Raw genomic sequence first — 19126 nt, 5'->3', positions numbered from 1 at the left:
GGACCCTAGACAAGTCCCATCGTCCCAGGTCAGATGCGCTCCTCGCTTATTTGATCAAGCGTCGGACACTCGCAGTCGCGAAAGTGCGAGGCTAAGACTTGTCCCGTAAATGATCTCCAGCTGGGTGTGGACATGGTTGGTGGCGAGTCCGGCCGCTCGCCTATCCGGCCAGGTTGAGGTTGTGGAGTCGTGCGATGCCGAGCATGGCGTGGTGGACTCCCTCGCCTTTGAGACGGCAGTCGCGGAGGATCTTCCAGTTCTTCATGCGGGCGAAGACGTGCTCGACGCGGGCGCGGACCTGCTTGTGGGACTTGTTGTGGGCCTGTTTCCAGTCGGGCAGTTCTTCGCCTTTGCGTCGTCGGTGGGGCATCACGAGCCCGGTGCCCGGATAGCCGCCGTCGGCGATGGTCATGGTTGTGCCGACGGCAGCCTTCGCGCCGGACTCCTCCCATGCCTTGCAGTCGTTGCGGTTGCCTGGCAGGGGCCGGCCGACCACCACGACGAGCCGGGTATCGGCGTCGATGACGACCTGGTGGTTGGTGGAGTATCGGTAGTTCTTGGACTGCTCGGCGATCGTGTGGTCGCGAGTGGGTACCAAGGTGCCGTCCACGATGAGCACGGTGTCCTTGGCGAACCGCTTGCGGGGCTGCAGCGCGAGTGACGGGCCGAGCTGGTCGATGATGCGGTCGGCCGCGGATTTCGATACGCCGAAGAGCGGTGCGAGTTGGCGCATCGTCAAGTTCGTGCGCCAGTAGGCCGCTACGAGCAGCACCCGGTCCTCCAGGAGAAGAGACCACGGGCGGCCCTTGCGGACCGGATCTGCACCCTCGCGGCGCAGAGCGGTCACCAGCTTGCCGAACGAACGCGGGCCCAGCCCGGTGAACGGGGCTATCCAGGACGGCTCAGACGCCGTGATCACACCAGTCACAACAAGATCATCTCACTCGTGACCAGAGGGGGCGCCTCAGATGCGAACGCTCAGCCGCAGGTCAAGCTGATGGCGTAGACGAGCAGAGGCTCCACGAAGGGTTCCGAGCCTCCTCACCTCATCCACCTCGAGCTCCAGCCGGTCGGCGAGAGCGAGTACGGCAGCGTAGGGCCGCTCGCCCTCATCGAGCTTCGCTGCAACGGCTTCGAGGACAGCTCGAAGAACGACAGGGTTTGCACTGGGATGGTCTGCCAGCAGGCGAAGAAGCTTGTTGTCGTTCCATACGCTGTCGCGGGCCGCGCTCAGTTCCTGGAGGGCTTCGGGCGGGGTCTGGGGATTGGCGGCCAGGGCTTGCCAGACAAAAGGGTACGGACATTTCGCGAGACGCTGCAGGACCAAGCTGTCTCTCTCGGCACGTGCCAGTGCGAGGTAGTCGGCAGGCGTGGGCACGAGGATGGCCTCTCATGATGGTCGAAGCCGCCATCCTGCCACTGGGCTTTCGTCGCAGCGGGCTTCGGGCCGGTCATGACCAACCTGCCTCGACCATCACTTACGGGACAAGTCTTAGCCTCGCCGTTTCGGTTGAGATGAGGCCGGAAGCGGGGAAGGAATACGAAAGTGCCTTTTGAGCTGGGGCGATGAACCTTGTCGAGGGGTTCTGTCGGTCCAAGCGGAAGGCCCTTTCTGCGTGCAGGGTATCGGTTCTCGTCCCAAGCTCCACGTCTCCACTGACGGTTCGGGGGTGGTCAGGCATGCGGGCGCACGTTTGCTGGCGGATCTTGCCGATGCCACCGGTCTGACCACCGCCTACTCCACTGCGCTCAGGCCGCTGCGACCGCGCACCTCGAACAAGATCCGGTTTGCCACAACGCACTCAGGCACAGACCTTCTGGTACGGCGCGTTCGGCACGTTCTGCGCCCACTCCGCCCGGGTCAGGTTCTTCGCCCGGTGCACCCGCCGGCAGATGTCCCCGGCGAGCTTGTCCGGATCGAGGGTCAGTGTGTACGAGCGGACATTCTCCCCGGCCAGGTGAAGGTTCCCCTTGTCGTCGAACACCACGTCGAGCAACCGGTCCCCGACACCGGGCAGGACGCCGCCTACCGGTTGCCGGGAGGGCACGTCCCAGATCTGGAACCGGTTCTCCCCCACCACGCCGACGAGCGAACGGCCGTCGGGGGAGAACCGCAGGTTCGAAACTCGGCGATCACCGCCGCCCTCCGGGGCGGGCAGCCGTCCCATCCGCTGCGTCCCGTCCGCGTTCCACAGCGCGACCCCATCTGGTTCACCGACAGCCAGTGTCTTTCCATCAGGACTGAACTCCACATCGCTGAGTTCGACCGTGCCGAGCGCCCCACGGACTTTCTTTCCGCCCGACAGGTCAGCCCGGTCGCCCGACGTGGTCACGAGGACCATGTCGTCCCCGGCCCCGCCCACGGCGATCTCGTAGCCGCCGACTCCATCCAGTGTGCGGGTTTTCCTGCCTTTCCTGACATCGACGATGTCGACGGACCATGCGTCCTGGTTGACAGCCACCAAACGGCTCACCGCAAGCGTTCGCCCATCGGCGCTGAAGGCCATTGAAGTGACGTAGCCGCGCTCTGGCTCGTCCAGCAGCACGGAATGACGCACTTTTCCCGTGCGTACGTCCTGCAGAACCATATGGAAGGGCTTTCCCTCCTGAGACCCTGCACCATCGGGGTATGCCACAGTGGTCCCGTCCGGGCTGAACACGGCCGGAAGGTCTTCGTCTCCGAGATGCCTGCCCAGACTTGGATAGGAGGAAGTGAGCGTAGTTGGTACGTCGGACGCCATTTCCGGCAGCGCGCGGCTCGCTCGCGTCCCGTCGGGAATCTCCCACGACTGCACCCGTGAGCCGTTGCCCGTGACCACGATCTGCAGACTCCCGGTCTCTGCGTCATAGCGGCCGATTTCGGCAAAATCCGCCTGCCGAGGAAGCTTCAAGGTGTCCAGATCCAGTGTGTGTACCGATTTGCCGTCCAGGTATACTAACTCGTGCGCCTCGGAGTTGATAGCCAGCCCCCACCCGACGTTTGCCCGGCCCCCGGCGTCCATTCCGCCCTCCTTCTCGCTCCACGTCGCCGTCTCCTGTGTCAATAGGGGGGTTTCCAGGTCCTCGCTGCTGGAGACGACGATGGCGCCTTTCACCTTCCTGGCCACGAGCGTTCCGTCCGGGCTCATGTGTGTGGTCACGTTTGCGGCGTCCTCATCAACGTATCCGTACGACAGGAGCTTTCGGGCGGCCGTGTCCCACGCGTACAGACGTCCGCCTGTGTTAGTCAACAGCCTGGTGCCGTCGGCGCTTGACCACACTGCGGATGTATCGTCGCATTTCGCCTCGGGGTTCGTTTCCTGCAGTTTCGTCGAGCCATCACTCTCGGTGTCGTACAGGACCGGGTAGCCACCCTCGGGGCAGGACGCCAAGTATCGTCCGTCGTCGGAGAGGGCCGGATGCGGATCAGGCACCTGAAGCAGAGTGCGACCCGTTTGCGTGTCAATGACGGAGGAGGGCCCGGTGTCGGCCTTGGTGGTGAGTACCCGCCCACCACCGGACGCCAGAGCTCGGACGTAATCTTCGGTATCTGGCACCTTCCCGACGGGCTCATCGGTACCGATATCCGACACCACACCGCCGGACAGTGCGAACTTGCCGTCAGGCGCCACGATGTCGGACGTCTTGCCGTCCTTGTCCAGAGCGGCCAGCTTACCGGTACGAATGTCGAAACGGGTTGTTTTTGTGGCCAGCGCTGCTCCGGACACCGTCGTCGTCAGGTATCGGCCGTCGGCGGACAGAGCGCGAGACATTTCGGTCTCAAGAGCACCTGGACTCTTCGTCGGGTCGTGGAAGACGGCGATCTCCCGCTGCACGGCAGACTGGGACAGCGCCCCTCTGGCCTCAACTGCGGGCGCTGTCCGCCACGCGGCGATGCTGAGCAGCGCGGCGGTCTCCGGATCGGTCGCGCGCATACCGTTGGCCACCGCCGCCACCGTCCGCGCGGTGGCCAGCGCCTGCTGTTCCGCGTTCGTCCGCCGGAACTGCCAGGCCACCGCGCCCGCCGTCAGCGCCGTCACCAACAGCGCCGCGATCCCGCTCCGTAGCCTGCGGCGCTGCCGGTGCCTACGAGAGTCTTCCGCACGTGTGGCCTGCTGGCGTTGTTGGCTGGTGGTGAGGTAGGTGGTGATCTCTGGTGAGAGTGGACGATGGCGGCGGACCCAGTCCGTGCCTTCCGCGAGGGCTGTTCCATCCAGCAAGTCGCCGGGCATGCCGGTCTCCGCGTGGCGCCTCTGCTGTTCGTCGATGCGGTGTAGCCAGACCTGGAAGTTGTGGTCCTGTGCCACCCAGTCCCGTAGGGCGCCCCAGTCGCGGATGAGAGCGTCGTGAATGAGTTCCGCGGTCGATTCCCCCATGGCGGCACCCGGCTGTTTCACCGTGCGGGTGGTGATGATGCGGTAGCCGATAAGGGCGTCCAGCACGCTCTTGAACACACCTGGCACCTCTCCCGCTGCCGTGGAGCCGGTTGTGGAAGCGCGCAGACGGGAGAGAGGAATCTGTTGGCGTGTGGCCGGGATGGCGTGGGCTTGGTCGGCGGGCCGGACCAGGGAGGTGAGGATATGTTTGGCGGTCGATTCGTGTTCGGCGGGCAGCCGGCGGATGGCGGAGTCGCACCAGGTGGCCAGGCTGCCGGTGACGCCTCCAATCTGCTCGTAAGCCCGGTGGGTGAGCCGCCCGTTCTCACGACGCTCCCACAGCTGGTTCAGTGCCAGCTCCAGGGGCGGAAGTAGGGTAACGGGTGCACGGTTGCCGGGGTCGGTGGCACGGATATCGGTGGTGATCCGTGCCGTCAGTCCGTCCTCGATTCCCAGGCCGACTGCCTGGGCCGGCAGGGTGATGATGGCTTCGAGTTCACGGTCGTTGAGGGTGGCAGGAACGTTGAGGGTGGCGGGTGCTGCGGCTTCCAGCAGTCCCGGGGCCAGGGCCGCGAGTTGTGGATAGAAGTCATCGCGCATGATCAGGATCACGCTGGCAGCGGCCGGTGAATCGATCAGTGCCAGCAGTTCGTCCGCGGCAGCCGCACGGTGGTCGGGTGCTTCGTGTTCGGTGGGAGCTGCCTGGGTGAGGAGTTCCTCGAACTGGTCGATCACCAGGAGCAGGCGGTCGTGGCCAGGTTCGTCGTCCAGGCGGCGTTGTACCGCGGGCAGGAGGCCGTCGGATGCGGCTCCGGGCAGTCCCGCGTGTTCGAGTTCGGTGAGCAGGTCCTGCCCGGGGCGGGTGATCAGAGACAGCCAGCGGTCGCTGCCCGGCAGGTCACCGTCGGCGAGGGCGGGCAGGACACCGGCCTGGATGAGGGATGACTTGCCGGCGCCGGACGGGCCCAGCAGCAACAGCATCCGCCGTTGCCCGCCGAGGGCGTCCAGCACGCTGCCCACGGCGGTTTCCCGGCCGTGGAACCATTGCGTGTGTTCCGCGGTGAACGGTTCCAGCCCCCGGTAGGGGCATACCTGGTGCTCGGCCAGGTATGGCCGGACCTCGCGCAGTACCTCGGCGGGGGTGCAGTAGGCGATGCCCAGGCCCTTGAAGTGGGCGTCGGGGGAGGTGATCGCGGTGACCATGCCGATCACCAGCCCGCTCACCCCGTCCACGACCGGGCCGCCGCTGAAACCGGTCGTCAGGTCGTTGGCCCCGGACAGCTGCAACAGCACGCCTGTACCGGTGCTGTCGGGCAACAGGTCACCGGCCGTGCCGTAGCCGAAATGGCCACCGGGCGGTGCCTGGGCGGGAAACCCGAACGAGGACACCCCATGCCCCTGACACCCCGCCCCCGACCCCAACGCCAACGCCCATACGCCTGCCGGAACACTCTCCAGCTCCACGAATGCGATGTCTTCGGCCTCCGGCGCCCGCCACTGCCCCGCCGGCACCACACCCCACACCCGCGGTGCACCCGGCAGGTGCGGGAACGCGAGCTCCACCCGGTCACCCGGCTCCCGCCCGGCCGCGCGCACCACATGCGCACAGGTGACGACGACACCCTCGCCGACCAGAAACCCGGCCCCGGCCACCCCACCGTCCACCGACAGGACCTGAACCACCGAACCCGGCACGGAACCACGTCCCTCACCGGAGGCCGTCAGATCAGGGTCAGCCCCCACGAAACCGTTGACGCCACGGCCCGCCGACAGACCGTCCCCGACACTCACGCTCCGGCGTCCCCCGCGGCGGGTGTGGGCTCATCCTTCATCCAGAGCAACCGGACCTTCAGATGAACGGCCACGTCGCTCTTGATGATGACGGCACCGGCCTGAGACGAGAGATCGACCCCGAACTCCACCTCCACCTCGTCCGGCCCGGCCTCCTTCAACTGCTCCAGCACCGCCCGCGCCGTTTCCCGGACCGGCACCAGAGCGGACTGCAGCGTCTGAGGCAGCTCACGAATCGCATCCCCGGCCCGCCCCGCCTTCACCGGCCCGCCCAGCTCCAGTTCCGGCCCGGCCTCGAACAGAATCGCCCCGCCGCCCTCCAGCGGCACCCGCGTCAAGCCCTGCATCAACTACCCCTCCACCAGAACAGAACATCCCATCAAGCATCCGAACTGACAGCACATCACATCGTCACCACGAGGGAGGCCGAACTGAAAAACTCACCCCCTGACCCAGCCGCACCCATCAGCTCCCGTCGCCGCACGCCCCTCCCCGGAAGCTCCGGCCCAACCAATCACCCAGCTGCGCACCGCGCAGTAGGCACAGAGTGCCCGCCACCTACGACTCGGACACGCAGCGGTGAACCCGATACGCCCGTTCACTCGAAGAGTGGTTCTTCATACGCCGCCCCGACCCCTGAGCCAGTCACATCGCTGCAGGTCAGGACACTCTTTGCGTTTCCGATCACGTGCAGGGCTCCCCGCCACGTGAAAGCTGAGCGTGGTCGGCATGCAACGGTGTGCGCTCCATCTCCCGGATATGAGAGTGAGAGAACATGAAGCTGCCCGTGCGCCGCTCCTTGGGTGTCGCTGCCGCCGCCATGGCAGTCCTGGCCGCCACGGTGGTACCCGCCACGGCCACCTCCGCCACAACCACGCCCATCACGGCTGCTCCGGCTGCAACCGCGCCCGCCATGCCGACCATCAACCGCACGGCCTGCAACGAGCACAGCTACGTCGAAATTCACAACAACAACGGCAAAGACGTGGTCTGCTACGCCAACGCCGGACAGGTGGCCGTCGCCATCTACGGCGTCAACTGGGTCGAGTCGGGGAACAACGTCGTGACCTTCCAGTTCCAGAAGAGCTTGAACAACCCGAGCCTCGAAAGCGTCACGCTCAAGAAGCACTCTACGTGGAAGGCTGGTAAGAACCCGGTCCACAAGATCATCTCCATCAAGATCCACTAACCTCGAAGTTTCGTGACGGTCCGCCGACGGATTCGGTGGACCGTTTTCGTGCCGTGGGCTGAGGCTGTGCAGGCCGAGGGCCCGAGTGTCGCCTCGGGGTGGCGCCGGGTTCCACTGCTCCGGTTGTTGAGGTGCTGTCGTAGGGACAGGGAATCCGCTGGTCAGCCAGGGTCGGGCAGTTGGGTGAGCCGGTCGAGGGCTGCGGTGATTTCGCCGGTCCAGGGCCAGTGGGCTGCGAGGCGGAGGATGCGGCGGCGGCCGGTGGTCACGAGCTGTCCGGCCGCGGTGAACAGGCGGAGCCGCAGGCGGCGGGGCTCCCAGAGCCTGGCCTTGCCGGTCAGGGCGAGCATCGGCATCCAGGCCAGCAGGTCGAGAGCGATCTGCACGATCTCCAGCAAGATCCGGTTCTGGGCCGTGCGGTGCAGGGGCAGGTTGCGCAGGCCGGTGGCCCGGGCGGCCCGGATGCGGTCCTCGGCCCGGGCCCGCAGCCGGTGACGGAGTTCGAGTTCGGCGATCGGCCGGCCGACGGTGTTGGTGGCGAAACAGGTCAGCCGCATGCCGTCCGCATCCGTGAGCCGCAACTGGGCCCCGGGGTGCGGTCGTTCCTTCCGGACGATCAGCCGCATGCCCTTGGGCCAGCCGTCCAGGACGTCGCCGGTGAGTTCAGTGACCCAGGCGCCGTCGCGGATCTCGCCATCCGCTTCGACGGCCGCCGTCCAGGCCGATGCCGGAACCTTCAGCACGTGCTGGTGGATCGCCTCGGTGATCACCATGCCGACCGAGTAGGACAGCCATCGTCCCCGCTGGGCGAGCCAGGCGACGAAGTCGTGGGTGCCGCCCGCGGAATCACACCGGATGAGGGTCCGGCGCCCGCGCCGGTACTTCTTCGGCAGCTGGGCCAAGGCCAGTTGGGTGGCGGTGATGTGGTCGGCCGCCGTGTTCGATCCCGCGTTGCCTGGTCTGAGCAGGGCCGCGACCGGTTCACCCGTGCCGCCCGGTCCGTGGTCAACGAATCCCATCAGCGGGTGGTGGCCGTAGGTTCGCTTCCACGTGGGTGCGGCGCCTTCCTTGTCCGAGTGCGCGATCACCAGCACCCCGTCGAGGTCCACGGTCACCGTCCCGCCCGCGTCAGGCGCTTTCTGGTCGGCCAACCGCCAGACATGTTGGCGGACTTCAGCCCGCGCGGCACGGATGGCCCGCAAGGCTTTCTCCCCGGCCGCGGCGAGGGTGTCGATGAGGCGGGAGACCGTCGGGTCGGAGGCCACCGGCCCGAACACGGCCGGCTCGGCCCGCAGCATGCCGACATCCGCGAGACAGTCCCCGCCCAGCGCGACCGCCAGGGCCACGTCCAGCAGGGTCTTGCCCGGATCGTGCACCGCCCGAGCCTTCCGCCACGGCGCCAGCGCCGCTGATATCGCGGTGTCCAAGCCGGCCCTGCGGACGGTCTCGACCAGCAGCACGCCCCCGGCCTGCGAAACCACCGCCCGGCCGCCGCTCTCGATGCGGACACGCGGGTAGGACCCGATACGCTTCTTCACCTGGAGAGTGCTTCTTTCCGTGCAGCCAACAGGACCCTAGACAAGTCCCATCGTTGCAGGTCAGGAGCACTCTCCACTTATTTGATCAAGCGTCGAACACCGCACCTCGTGAAAGCGCGAGGTTAGTTTCCTGAAGCATCGAGGCTAATCCCGGATGAGTTCCTGGAACTGCGGGCATCCAACGGCATGCCACTCCCTAACGAGGATCTCCCCGTCAACGATCACGACCTCAGCGTGCCACGGCAGGCAGTCGTGACACGCATGGATCTCATACGAGTTGCCCTCGTCGTCGAACGCCCGAAGGTCGACGGAGCCAACGGGCGCCCTGAAGGTCACATCCTGCTGCGGATCAGAGTGTTCTGGCATGTCGGTCAGTATCTACGCCTGGCTTGGGCCAACCCCATGAGGGGTGTCCGACGTTCCCGACTACCTAACATGCTGGCCCCACTCCCTCCGGACACTCCTGCTGATGTCTGGCCGCGCGCCCGCGACATCTACGCACGGTGAACGTCCAAAGCCATGATTCGCCAACTACCAATCTCAAGATTGGCCAACAAGAATTCTCCAGGCGTTCCTGACGTGCATCAGTCCGGATCATCATGTGCCAACTACTGTTCTCGGTCACACTTCGGACCGCCGGTGGACCACGACGGGAAGGACGGTCCGGCGGTGTCCTCTGCCTGGCCCACGCAGTGGGCGTATCGCAGGCACACCCCACGTAACCTCGCTACCGTGCCAGCCTCCCGCCTGTATCGCGTCGCCGTCCTTGTGCTCGACGGTGCGAAGCCGCTCGATGTCGGAATTCCCGCGCAGGTTTTCGCGACCCGCGCGAGCATGCCGTACGAGGTACGGGTGTGCGGGGCGGCACCAGGTCCCGTGACCGGCGGCGACGGCCTGTCGTACGGCGTCGCCCACGGCCTCGACGCACTTGCGTGGGCCGACATCGTCTTCGTCCCCGGCTACCGGTTCCCGGACCGCGACGACCCCCCGCGGGCCGTCCTTGACGCGCTGATCGCCGCCCACGCCCGGGGCGCACGGCTCGCCGCCATCTCGACGGGCGCCTTCGCGCTCGCCGCCACGGGCCTGCTCGACGGCAAGCGCGCCACGACGCACTGGCACTACACGCGGGCACTGGTGGCACGGCATCCGCTCGTTCAGGTCGACGAGAACGTGCTGTTCGTCGACGAGGGCAGCGTGCTGACGTCGGCCGGCGCCGCCTCGGGCATCGACCTGTGCCTGCACATCCTGCGCGGCGATCTCGGAGTGGCCGCGTCGAACCATGCGGCCCGGCGCCTTGTCGCGGCCCCCTACCGCAGCGGCGGTCAGGCGCAGTACGTGCCACGCAGTGTGCCCGAGCCACTCGGCGAGCGGTTCGCCGCCACCCGCGAGTGGGCGCTTCACCGGCTCGGTGAGCCCCTCACCCTCGAGGCGCTCGCCCGGCATGCGGCGGTGTCGCCGCGCACGTTCTCGCGGCGCTTCGTCGAGGACACGGGATACACGCCGATGCAGTGGGTCATGCGCGCCCGCGTCGATCTGGCCCGCGAGCTGCTCGAGCGTTCGGAGCGGAGCGTCGAACAGATCGCCACCGACGTCGGTCTCGGCACCGGTGCCAATCTGCGGTTGCACTTTCAGCGGATCCTCGGCACGACGCCGAGCGAGTACCGGCGCACCTTCACCCGGGGTGAGTAGCCCGCCGCCACGTGGCGAGATCCTTTTGAACCGTGGCGATCATGCCGCTGTCGCGGAGGGACGCAGCACGCGAAATTGATGGCGAACCGAAGGGACACCATTCATGACTCGCATCGCCATCAACGGATTCGGCCGCATAGGACGCAACGTGCTCCGCGCGCTGCTCGAACGCGACAGCGACCTCGAGGTCGTCGCCGTCAACGACCTCACGGAGCCCGCCTCCCTCGCCCGGCTGCTCGCCTACGACACGACGGCCGGCCGGCTCGGTCGCCCGGTGACCGTCGACGGGGACGCCCTCGTCGTGGACGGCCGTCGCATCACGGTGCTCGCCGAGCGCGAACCGGCGCAGCTGCCGTGGGCCGAGCTCGGCGTGGACATCGTGCTCGAGGCGACCGGCCGCTTCACGTCGGCCGAGGCCGCCCGCGGTCACCTCGACGCGGGCGCGAAGAAGGTGCTCGTCAGCGCCCCGTCGGCCGGCGCCGACGTCACGCTCGCGTTCGGGGTCAACACGGATGCGTACGACCCGGACGTGCACACCATCGTCTCGAACGCCTCGTGCACGACCAACGCCCTGGCGCCGCTGGCCGCGGTGCTCGACGACCTCGCCGGCATCGAGCACGGCTTCATGACGACGGTGCACGCCTACACGCAGGAGCAGAACCTGCACGACGGTCCGCACCGTGACGCCCGCCGGGCCCGTGCCGCCGCTGTCAACATCGTGCCGACCACGACGGGCGCCGCCAAGGCGATCGGCCTCGTGCTGCCGAACCTCGACGGCAAGCTGTCGGGTGACTCGATCCGCGTGCCGGTTCCGGTGGGCTCGATCGTCGAACTCAACACAACTGTCACCCGCGAGGTGACGCGCGACGAGGTGCTGGCTGCATACCGCGTCGCAGCGGAGGGCCCGCTCGCCGGCGTACTCGAGTACTCGGACGACCCGCTCGTGTCGTCCGACATCACGGGCAATCCGGCTTCGTCGATCTTCGACTCGGCCCTGACCCGGGTCGACGGGCGCCACGTCAAGGTGGTCGCCTGGTACGACAACGAGTGGGGCTTCTCGAACCGCGTGATCGATACGCTCGGGCTCCTCGCCACCCGCTGACCGGACGCCGGGGCGGTACCCCACCTCCGGCGACCGCGCCGCCCCGGCGAGAACGGTCCTTCTGCCGCTCAGGCCCCACGTGCTGCCCTCGGAGCCTGTCGGGTGACCTCTGATCGGGCAGCCACGCCCTGGTGCGCACGCTTCCCGATCGAAGGTCACCCGACAGGCTCTCAGCCGAGCGCGCGGTCCAGGTTGAAGGCCGCGCTGATCAACGCCAGGTGAGTGAATGCCTGCGGGAAATTCCCACGTTGCTCCCCGGTGTGCCCGATCTGCTCGGCGTACAGACCCAGGTGGTTGGCGTAGGTGAGCATCTTCTCGAATGCGAGCCGGGCCTCGTCCAGGCGGCCGGCGCGGGTCAGCGCCTCGACGTACCAGAACGAGCAGATCGAGAAGGTGCCCTCATCCCCCCGCAGGCCGTCCGGGCTGGACTGCGGGTCGTACCGGTAGACCAGGGAGTCGGACACCAGGTCGTCGCCCAGCGCGTCCAGCGTGGCGAGCCACTTCGGGTCGGTGGGCGAGACGAATTTCGCCAGCGGCATCATCAGCACGGACGCGTCGAGGACGTGGCCGTCCTCGTACTGGACGAAGGCGTGCCGCTCGGCGGACCAGCCATGGCGCATGATCCGGTGGTAGATCTCGTCCCTGACCCACCCCCACCTCACCATGTCGGCGGGCAGGCCGCGGTGCCGGGCCAGCCGCATGGCGCGCTCGATGGCCACCCAGCACATCAGCCGCGAATAGAGGAAGTTCCTGCCCCCGCTGCGGGACTCCCAAATACCCTGGTCGGGCTGGTCCCAGTGCTCGCAGACCCAGTCGACCAGCTCACTGATGCTGTCCCAGTGCCCACTGGAGATGGGCCGCCCCCACTTGTCGTAGAGGTAGAGGGCGTCGATGAGCGCCCCGTAGATGTCCAGCTGCAACTGGCCGACCGCGTCGTTGCCGACGCGTACGGGGGCCGAGCCACGGTAGCCCTCAAGATGGGTGAGCTTGCGTTCGGGCAGCTCACGACGCCCGTCGATGCCGTACATGATCTGCAGCGGGCCGGTGGGACGGGTCGCTTCGAGATGGACATGCTCGGAAAGGAAGCCCATGAACGCCTCTGCCTCCTCCGTGAAGCCGAGCCTGAGGAGCGCATACACGCAGAATGCCGCGTCACGGATCCATACGTAGCGGTAGTCCCAGTTGCGCTCGCCCCCGACGCGTTCGGGCAGGCTGGTGGTCGGCGCGGCGATGATGGCGCCCGAGGGGACGTAGGTGAGCAGCTTCAGGGTGAGGGCGGACCGGTGCACCATCTCCCGCCACCGGCCGCGGTACCGCGACCGGGACAGCCATCGCCGCCAGTACCCCACGGTGGCGTTGAACTGCTGTTCCGCCTCGGACAGGGGGCAGAAGCGGGGGGCCACGTCACCACCGACCCGGTCGAGGGCGAAGACGGCGGACTCGCCCTCGTGCAGCTTGAACAACGACCACACGTCCTGGCCCGCGACCTCGATCGGCACACTCGACGTGAGTGCGAGAGAAAGCGAGGGCGATTCGAAGACCGCCTGGCCGTGCTGTGCGTGCACGGTGTGCGACTGGGCCCCGTACTCGAAACGGGGGGCCACTCGGGCGCGGAACGGCAACGATCCGCGTACGCACACCACGCGGCGGATCAGCCGGTGCCGGTCGGCCTCGCGCGAATCGTCGAGCACCGGCATGAAGTCCTGTACCTCGCCGACGCCGTCGTCCGCGAAGAAGCGGGTGATGAGGACGTTGGTGTCGGGGAAGTAGAACTGCTTGGTCCGCGTCGGGGCATCCGCGGCGAGTTCGAAGGACCCGCCCCGGTCGGCGTCGAGGATCGAGGCGAAGACACTGGGCGCGTCGAAGCGCGGGCAGCAGTACCAGTCGATGGTGCCGTGGCTGTCCACCAGTGCCGCACTGCGCAGATCGCCGATCAGTCCGTGGTCGGCAACGGGCGGATAACGGGTCGTGCCGGTGTCCGGGGATGTACCGAAAGCACTCGGCATCCCGGCGCTCGCGTTGGTCTGAGTCACAGCGGACCTCCCTGTGCCGCCCCACCCACTCCTCAGGCTAGCCAGTCGTCGACGGGCAGGCAGCGGGAGAGACGGCCAGGGCGACCGCTCCGGCGGCCCTACATCGTGCCCGCCCGTCGGTGCCGATCGCTTCGATGTCAGGATGGTTCCATGACGAGCAAGGTTTACTTCGACATCACCATCAATGACGAGCCCGCCGGGCGGATCACGTTCAAGCTGTTCGACGACGTCGTTCCCAAGACCGCGGAGAACTTCCGCGCGCTGGCGACCGGCGAGCAGGGCTTCGGCTACAAGGGTTCGTCCTTCCACCGGATCATCCCCGACTTCATGCTTCAGGGCGGCGACTTCACCCGCGGTGACGGAACCGGCGGCAAGAGCATCTACGGGGCGAAGTTCCCGGACGAGAACTTCAAGCTCTCGCACACCAAGCCGGGTCTTCTGTCCATGGCCAACAGCGGCCCCGACTCCAACGGCTCCCAGTTCTTCATCACGACCATCGTGACGTCGTGGCTGGACGGCAAGCACGTGGTGTTCGGCGAGGTCGACAACCAGGAGAGCATGGACCTGGTCAAGAAGATCGAGGCCCTCGGCTCGCAGAGCGGCCGGCCCTCGGCGAAGATCACCATCGCGGACAGCGGCGTCGTCTGAGCCGTACCACCGCATCGCTGAACGAGCGCGCCGCCCGACGGTCTCCGTCGGGCGGCGCGCTCCGTCGTACCGGGCGGACAGAAGGCCGGCCACGGCCGGCCGGCGGCGCGGATCCGCTCGGCGCCGGGTCGGGATGCGGCGGCCGGACCTCACCGAGCCGCTGTCAACTACGGGTTGACGCCACGCGTGCTGTCAACCTAAGGTTGACGCATGGCGAAACCTGTAGGCATGACCAATCCCGTACGCCTCGACGAACTGATCGAGGCCATCAAGAAGGTCCACACCGACGCCCTGGACCAGCTCTCCGGCGCCGTCATCGCGGCGGACCACCTCGGCGATGTCGCCGACCATCTGATCGGGCACTTCGTGGACCAGGCGCGGCGCTCGGGCGCTTCCTGGACGGAGATCGGGAAGAGCATGGGGGTGACCAGGCAGGCGGCCCAGAAGCGGTTCGTCGCCAAGCACCAGGGCGAGCCCACCGACCTCGACCCCAGTCAGGGGTTCAGCCGCTTCACCGAGCGTGCCAGAAATGTCGTGATGGCCGCGCAGAACGAGGCCCGCGCCGCACACAACGCCGAAGTACGCACCGAGCACCTGGTGCTGGGACTGCTCAGCGAGCCGGAGGGGCTGGGCTTCGCGTTCGTCAAGGCCCAGGGCATCACGGCGGAGGCCGTCCGCCGGGCCGCGACCGACGCGCTGCCGGCCGCAGCCGACGAACTGCCGGAGCTCGTCCCCTACGACGCGGGGGCGCGCAAGGCGCTGGAACTGACGTTCCGGGAGGCCCTGCGGATGGGCCACAACTACGTCGGCACCGAGCACATCCTGCTCGCCCTGCTGGAACAGGAGGACGGCTCGGGGGTGCTGACGGATCTCGGCATCGACAAGGCGACCGCCGAGCAGGGCATCGCCGAAGCGCTCACGCTCCTGACCGCCTCTCCGGACAAGGAGGCCTGACCGGCACGGCCCGTCCGGGACGGACGCGGCGGGGACCGGCGGCGGTCGCGGGCTGCCGACGCGACCGGTCCCGGGCCGGGCGGTGCGGGCCGGCGCCGGACCGCCCGGTGGCACTCGGCGGGTGCGTGACGTACCGACCGGCCGGACAGGCGGGAGGACACGGCGTCCACGGGAATGCGGCGGTCAGCGGGCCCCGGCTTCGAGCCTCAGGCTCCAGCGGCCCGGCCCACCGGCGAGCGTGACCGTGGACAACGGCCGGACGTCGACGTTTCAGTACGTCGACGGCGGGGCCTTGGCAGCGCCGGTGGCGGCGGTCGCCGTGCTGGTCTGCATCGCGGCCACCCAGCGGGCGATGCGCGCCCCGCGTCCGGGGTGAGGCGGCGTCCCGGGCGGGCCCCCACGCCCTCCACCGGGCGAAGTCGCTTTTCGGACATAGACTTGTCGACATGGACCGCCACCCGTGAGGAGGTCACTCCAGATGGAGGCACGCGCGGGCGACCGGCTGCTGACGCACGGCAGGACCGTGGGACAGCACGACCGGATCGCAGAGATCGTCGAAGTGCTCGGGGCCGGGGGCACTCCCCCGTACCGCGTCCGCTTCGAGGACGGACACGAACACCTGATTTCGCCCGGTCCCGACAGCGTCATACAGCACCAAGGCCGTAAGCAGGCGCCGAAGAAGAACCGGTAACGGCCTCCGGCGGAGGGCGCCGCTGCTCGCCCCCGGGCCCCGGGCGGGCCGTCGGGATTCCCGTCGGCCCGCCCGCAATACGGGTGTGCCCGCACCTCTTGTGTCAGCGGGGTGGGCGCACCCTGTTGCGGTAGTGGTCGGCCACCACCCGGGCCATGGTTCCGATCCGGTCCGTCATCACGTCCTTGCCGGAGAAGTAGACGTGGCCGCGCACCTGGTCGTAGTCGGCGGCGAAGTCGAGGTGGCGGGAGAGTTCGGCCGGGTCCTGCCAGGCGGCGGGCTGCGCGGGGTCGCCGGCCTTGTAGAGGGCCTCGCCGACGAACAGATCGACGCCCGTGCCCCGCACGACCTCGCTCCACCAGGGCAACAGCTTGGCGTAGTCGGCGGCGGCGAAGCCGATGTTCCAGTAGATCTGCGGGCAGATGTAGTCGATCCAGCCCTTCTTGACCCAGCCGCGGGTGTCGGCGTGCAGATCGTCGTAGGTCTGCACACCCGCCTTCGTGTCGGAGCCGAGCGGATCGGTCGCGGCGTTGCGCCACACCCCGAACGGGCTGATCCCGAACTGGACGTTCTTCTTGATCTTCTTGATCCGCTCGGCGGTCTCGCGCACCAGCTTGTCGGTGTTGTCGCGCCGCCAGGCGTCCTTGTCCGGGAAGCCGGCGCCGTACTTCGCGTACGTGGCGTCGTCGTCGAAGACCTGCCCGGCCACCGGGTACGGGTAGAAGTAGTCGTCCCAGTGCACGGCGTCGATGTCGTAGCGGCGGACCGCGTCCAGCATCGCGTCCTGGACGAAGCGGCGGACCTCGGGAATTCCGGGGTTGTAGTAGAGCTTCCCGCCGTACGGCAGGACCCAGTCGGGGTGCAGTCTGGCGGGATGCGAGGCGGCCAGCCGGGACGGGTCGGTGTGGTTGGCGACCCGGTACGGGTTGAACCAGGCGTGCAGTTCCAGGCCGCGGCGGTGCGCCTCGCGGACGGCGGTGCCCAGCGGATCCCAGCCGGGGTCCTTGCCCTGGACCCCGGTGAGGTACTGGGCCCATGGTTCGTAGGGCGAGGGCCACAGCGCGTCGGCGGTCGGCCGGACCTGGAGGATCACGGCGTTCAGCCGCCGGTCGACGGCCTCGTCGAGATACCCGATCAGCTCGGCCTGCTGCTCGGCCGCCGTCAGTCCGGGCGCCGAGGGCCAGTCGAGGTTGGCGACGGTGGCCACCCACATCCCGCGCAGCTCACGCCGCGCGACCCGGTGGCCACCCTCGCGCGACGGCGCGCCCGTCCGCCCGGAACCGGTCTGCCGGGACGGAGCCGCGAAGGCGCCATGGGCGGTGGCGACGGTGCTCACCACCCCCGCGACCACCGCGGCCGCACCCGCCACAAAGCCTCTTCTGGCCATTTGCCGCATTTCCTTGCACCTGCCGTCTCTCTGTCATCGTCCGTCGCCTCTGTATTCAGGCGTAACGCAGAGCATGCCCGCCCCGGCCCGCGATGACCCGTAGGCCGCGGAGTAACGTCGGGGGGTCTGGGCGGGCACCGGAATCAGACGGGAACCTGCGACACGGAGAACAGCGAAAGGCACGAGGTGACGGACTCTATGGCCGACATTGCACGCGTCGGAGTGGTGGGCTGTGGCCAGATGGGCGCGGGTATCGCAGAGGTCTGCGCCCGCAGCGGTCTTGAGGTCATGGTGGCCGAGACCACCGGCGAGGCGCTGGAGATCGGCCGCACCCGGCTGCACAACTCCCTCTCGAAGGCCGCCGAACGCGGCAAGATCACTCCGGAGGAGCGCGATGAGACACTCGCTCGTCTGAGCTACACCACCGACCTCGGGGAGTTCGCCGACCGCGATCTCGTCATCGAGGCCGTCGTGGAGAACGAGCAGGTCAAGACCGAGATCTTCCAGGTGCTCGACCAGGTGGTGACCCGGCCGGACGCCATCCTCGCCTCGAACACCTCCTCCATCCCGCTGGTGAAGCTGGCCGTGGCGACCTCCCGCCCGGACCAGGTCATCGGCATCCACTTCTTCAACCCGGCCCCGGTGCAGAAGCTCGTCGAGCTGATCCCCGCGCTGACGACGTCCGACGAGACGGTGAAGCGCGCCGAGGCCCTGGTCCAGGACGTCCTCGGCAAGCACCCGATCCGCGCCCAGGACCGCTCGGGCTTCGTCGTCAACGCGCTGCTCATTCCGTATCTGCTCTCCGCGATCCGGATGTTCGAGTCGGGAATCGCCAGCCGTGAGGACATCGACAACGGCATGGAGCTCGGCTGTGCCCACCCGATGGGCCCGCTGAAGCTCTCCGACCTGATCGGTCTGGACACCGTGGCCTCGGTCGCCGATTCGATGTACGCGGAGTTCAAGGAGCCGCTGTACGCCGCTCCCCCGCTCCTCCAGCGGATGGTGGACGCGGGCCGGCTCGGCCGCAAGACGGGCTCGGGCTTCTACCCGTACTCCTGATCCGTCCTCATGTGCCCGTGCGGGGCCGGCCGGGGCGATCCTCCGGCCGGCCCCGCGCTCCGTCCGGGCCTTATCCCCCCAGCCGTAAGTGGTGGAGCATCATCAGCCCGGCCACCATGCCGGCGGCCGGGACCTCGCCGCGGGCGATCATGTCGGGCACCAGCTTGAGCGGTATCCACTCGCGGCGCGAGGATTCGAAGTCGTCGCCGGGGTGGCCGGTCCAGGTCGCCTCCTTCGACCAGTAGAGGTGGTGCCGGGCGTCGGTGAGACCGTTCGACGGCTCCACGGTCAGCAACGGGCGCAGCGGGCCGGGACGCCAGCCGGTCTCCTCCTCCATCTCCCGGGCTGCGGCGGCCTCGATGTCCTCGCCGTCCTCGACGACGCCCGCGGCGAGTTCCCAGCCCCAGCTGCCGGTGATGAAACGGTGCCGCCACAGCAGCAGCACCTCGTTGGCCTCGTTGACGACGGTGGCCGCCGCGACGGGGCGGAACCGGATGAGGTAGTGGTCGAGATGGCGGCCGTCAGGGATGACCACATCCGCCAGATTGACCCGGAACCAGCGGTTCTCATACACAGTTCGTTCGTTCAGGTTCGCCCATTGCACAGTTTTGCCACCTTCCGACAAGTAGGTGACAACATCGCAGCAGGAGCAGGACCGGAGGGGAACGCACCGGTACCCCTGGGTACGCA

Annotated in this window: 17 protein-coding genes and 1 pseudogene; 9 read left to right on the top strand and 9 right to left on the bottom strand. The window is 68.0% G+C overall.

Going from position 1 to position 19126, the window contains the following annotated elements; all coding sequences use genetic code 11:
• Positions 1–160: 160 nt before the first annotated feature.
• Positions 161–928, bottom strand: a complete 768-nt coding sequence (locus tag ACF08M_RS15370) for a transposase (protein ID WP_392185729.1) — start codon at positions 926–928, stop codon at positions 161–163.
• 36 nt (positions 929–964) lie between these two features.
• Positions 965–1378, bottom strand: coding sequence for a hypothetical protein (locus ACF08M_RS15365; protein WP_392185728.1), 414 nt, complete (start codon positions 1376–1378; stop codon positions 965–967).
• Between the two features lie 208 nt (positions 1379–1586).
• On the opposite strand from ACF08M_RS15365, the pseudogene ACF08M_RS15360 reads away from it, so the two are divergent.
• Positions 1587–1775: pseudogene (locus tag ACF08M_RS15360) on the top strand (IS1380 family transposase); the annotation flags it as partial.
• A gap of 27 nt (positions 1776–1802) precedes the next feature.
• Here the strand turns inward: ACF08M_RS15360 and ACF08M_RS15355 are convergent.
• Both ACF08M_RS15355 and ACF08M_RS15350 read right to left on the bottom strand, forming a co-directional pair.
• Entirely contained in the window at positions 1803–6008 is a 4206-nt protein-coding gene (locus ACF08M_RS15355; protein WP_392185745.1) for a trypsin-like peptidase domain-containing protein, read from the bottom strand.
• A gap of 134 nt (positions 6009–6142) precedes the next feature.
• Positions 6143–6493, bottom strand: a complete 351-nt coding sequence (locus ACF08M_RS15350; RefSeq protein ID WP_392185727.1) for a CU044_2847 family protein — start codon at positions 6491–6493, stop codon at positions 6143–6145.
• A gap of 428 nt (positions 6494–6921) precedes the next feature.
• Between ACF08M_RS15350 and ACF08M_RS15345 the strand changes: the two genes are divergently transcribed.
• Entirely contained in the window at positions 6922–7335 is a 414-nt protein-coding gene (locus ACF08M_RS15345; RefSeq protein WP_392185726.1) for a beta/gamma crystallin domain-containing protein, read from the top strand.
• 161 nt (positions 7336–7496) lie between these two features.
• Here ACF08M_RS15345 and ACF08M_RS15340 read toward each other — a convergent pair whose 3' ends face one another.
• Both ACF08M_RS15340 and ACF08M_RS15335 read right to left on the bottom strand, forming a co-directional pair.
• Positions 7497–8873: an IS1380 family transposase gene (locus ACF08M_RS15340; RefSeq protein WP_392185725.1), complete on the bottom strand. Its 1377-nt coding sequence runs from the start codon at positions 8871–8873 to the stop codon at positions 7497–7499.
• Positions 8874–9017: 144 nt separating this feature from the next.
• Entirely contained in the window at positions 9018–9239 is a 222-nt protein-coding gene (locus tag ACF08M_RS15335) for a hypothetical protein (RefSeq protein ID WP_392185724.1), read from the bottom strand.
• A 366-nt stretch (positions 9240–9605) separates the two neighbouring features.
• Here ACF08M_RS15335 and ACF08M_RS15330 point away from each other — a divergent pair, with 366 nt between their 5' ends.
• Together ACF08M_RS15330 and gap are read left to right on the top strand one after the other, a co-directional pair.
• Positions 9606–10562, top strand: a complete 957-nt coding sequence (locus ACF08M_RS15330; RefSeq protein WP_392185723.1) for a GlxA family transcriptional regulator — start codon at positions 9606–9608, stop codon at positions 10560–10562.
• Between the two features lie 103 nt (positions 10563–10665).
• Entirely contained in the window at positions 10666–11664 is a 999-nt protein-coding gene (gene gap, locus ACF08M_RS15325; RefSeq protein ID WP_392185722.1) for a type I glyceraldehyde-3-phosphate dehydrogenase, read from the top strand.
• Positions 11665–11834: 170 nt separating this feature from the next.
• Here the strand turns inward: gap and ACF08M_RS15320 are convergent, their stop codons facing one another.
• Positions 11835–13670: a glycoside hydrolase family 15 protein gene (locus ACF08M_RS15320; protein WP_392185744.1), complete on the bottom strand. Its 1836-nt coding sequence runs from the start codon at positions 13668–13670 to the stop codon at positions 11835–11837.
• Between the two features lie 177 nt (positions 13671–13847).
• Here ACF08M_RS15320 and ACF08M_RS15315 point away from each other — a divergent pair, with 177 nt between their 5' ends.
• The 4 genes from ACF08M_RS15315 to ACF08M_RS15300 all read left to right on the top strand — a co-directional run bounded on the left by ACF08M_RS15315 (position 13848) and on the right by ACF08M_RS15300 (position 15990).
• Positions 13848–14345, top strand: a complete 498-nt coding sequence (locus tag ACF08M_RS15315) for a peptidylprolyl isomerase (RefSeq protein ID WP_392185721.1) — start codon at positions 13848–13850, stop codon at positions 14343–14345.
• A 210-nt stretch (positions 14346–14555) separates the two neighbouring features.
• The gene (locus ACF08M_RS15310) at positions 14556–15299 is read left to right on the top strand and encodes a Clp protease N-terminal domain-containing protein (RefSeq protein ID WP_392185720.1); all 744 of its coding nucleotides are present in this window, start codon (positions 14556–14558) and stop codon (positions 15297–15299) included.
• 238 nt (positions 15300–15537) lie between these two features.
• Positions 15538–15675, top strand: coding sequence for a hypothetical protein (locus ACF08M_RS15305; RefSeq protein WP_392185719.1), 138 nt, complete (start codon positions 15538–15540; stop codon positions 15673–15675).
• A gap of 102 nt (positions 15676–15777) precedes the next feature.
• Positions 15778–15990 (top strand): DUF1918 domain-containing protein, encoded by a 213-nt coding sequence (locus tag ACF08M_RS15300; RefSeq protein WP_392185718.1) that lies wholly within the window; start codon positions 15778–15780, stop codon positions 15988–15990.
• A 103-nt stretch (positions 15991–16093) separates the two neighbouring features.
• Here the strand turns inward: ACF08M_RS15300 and ACF08M_RS15295 are convergent, their stop codons facing one another.
• Positions 16094–17386: a glycoside hydrolase family 10 protein gene (locus tag ACF08M_RS15295; protein ID WP_392185717.1), complete on the bottom strand. Its 1293-nt coding sequence runs from the start codon at positions 17384–17386 to the stop codon at positions 16094–16096.
• Between the two features lie 189 nt (positions 17387–17575).
• Between ACF08M_RS15295 and ACF08M_RS15290 the strand changes: the two genes are divergently transcribed.
• Positions 17576–18436 (top strand): 3-hydroxybutyryl-CoA dehydrogenase, encoded by an 861-nt coding sequence (locus tag ACF08M_RS15290; protein ID WP_392185716.1) that lies wholly within the window; start codon positions 17576–17578, stop codon positions 18434–18436.
• Positions 18437–18506: 70 nt separating this feature from the next.
• On the opposite strand, the gene ACF08M_RS15285 is transcribed toward ACF08M_RS15290, so the two are convergent.
• A complete protein-coding gene (locus ACF08M_RS15285; protein ID WP_392185715.1) occupies positions 18507–19040 on the bottom strand; it encodes an NUDIX hydrolase in 534 nt (177 codons plus the stop codon).
• Positions 19041–19126 lie beyond the last annotated feature (86 nt).

Source organism: Streptomyces sp. NPDC015032 (assembly GCF_043080425.1).
Classification (GTDB): domain Bacteria; phylum Actinomycetota; class Actinomycetes; order Streptomycetales; family Streptomycetaceae; genus Streptomyces.
Note: the sequence above shows the minus strand (reverse complement) of the source record. Positions and strands in the feature narration are given on the sequence as shown.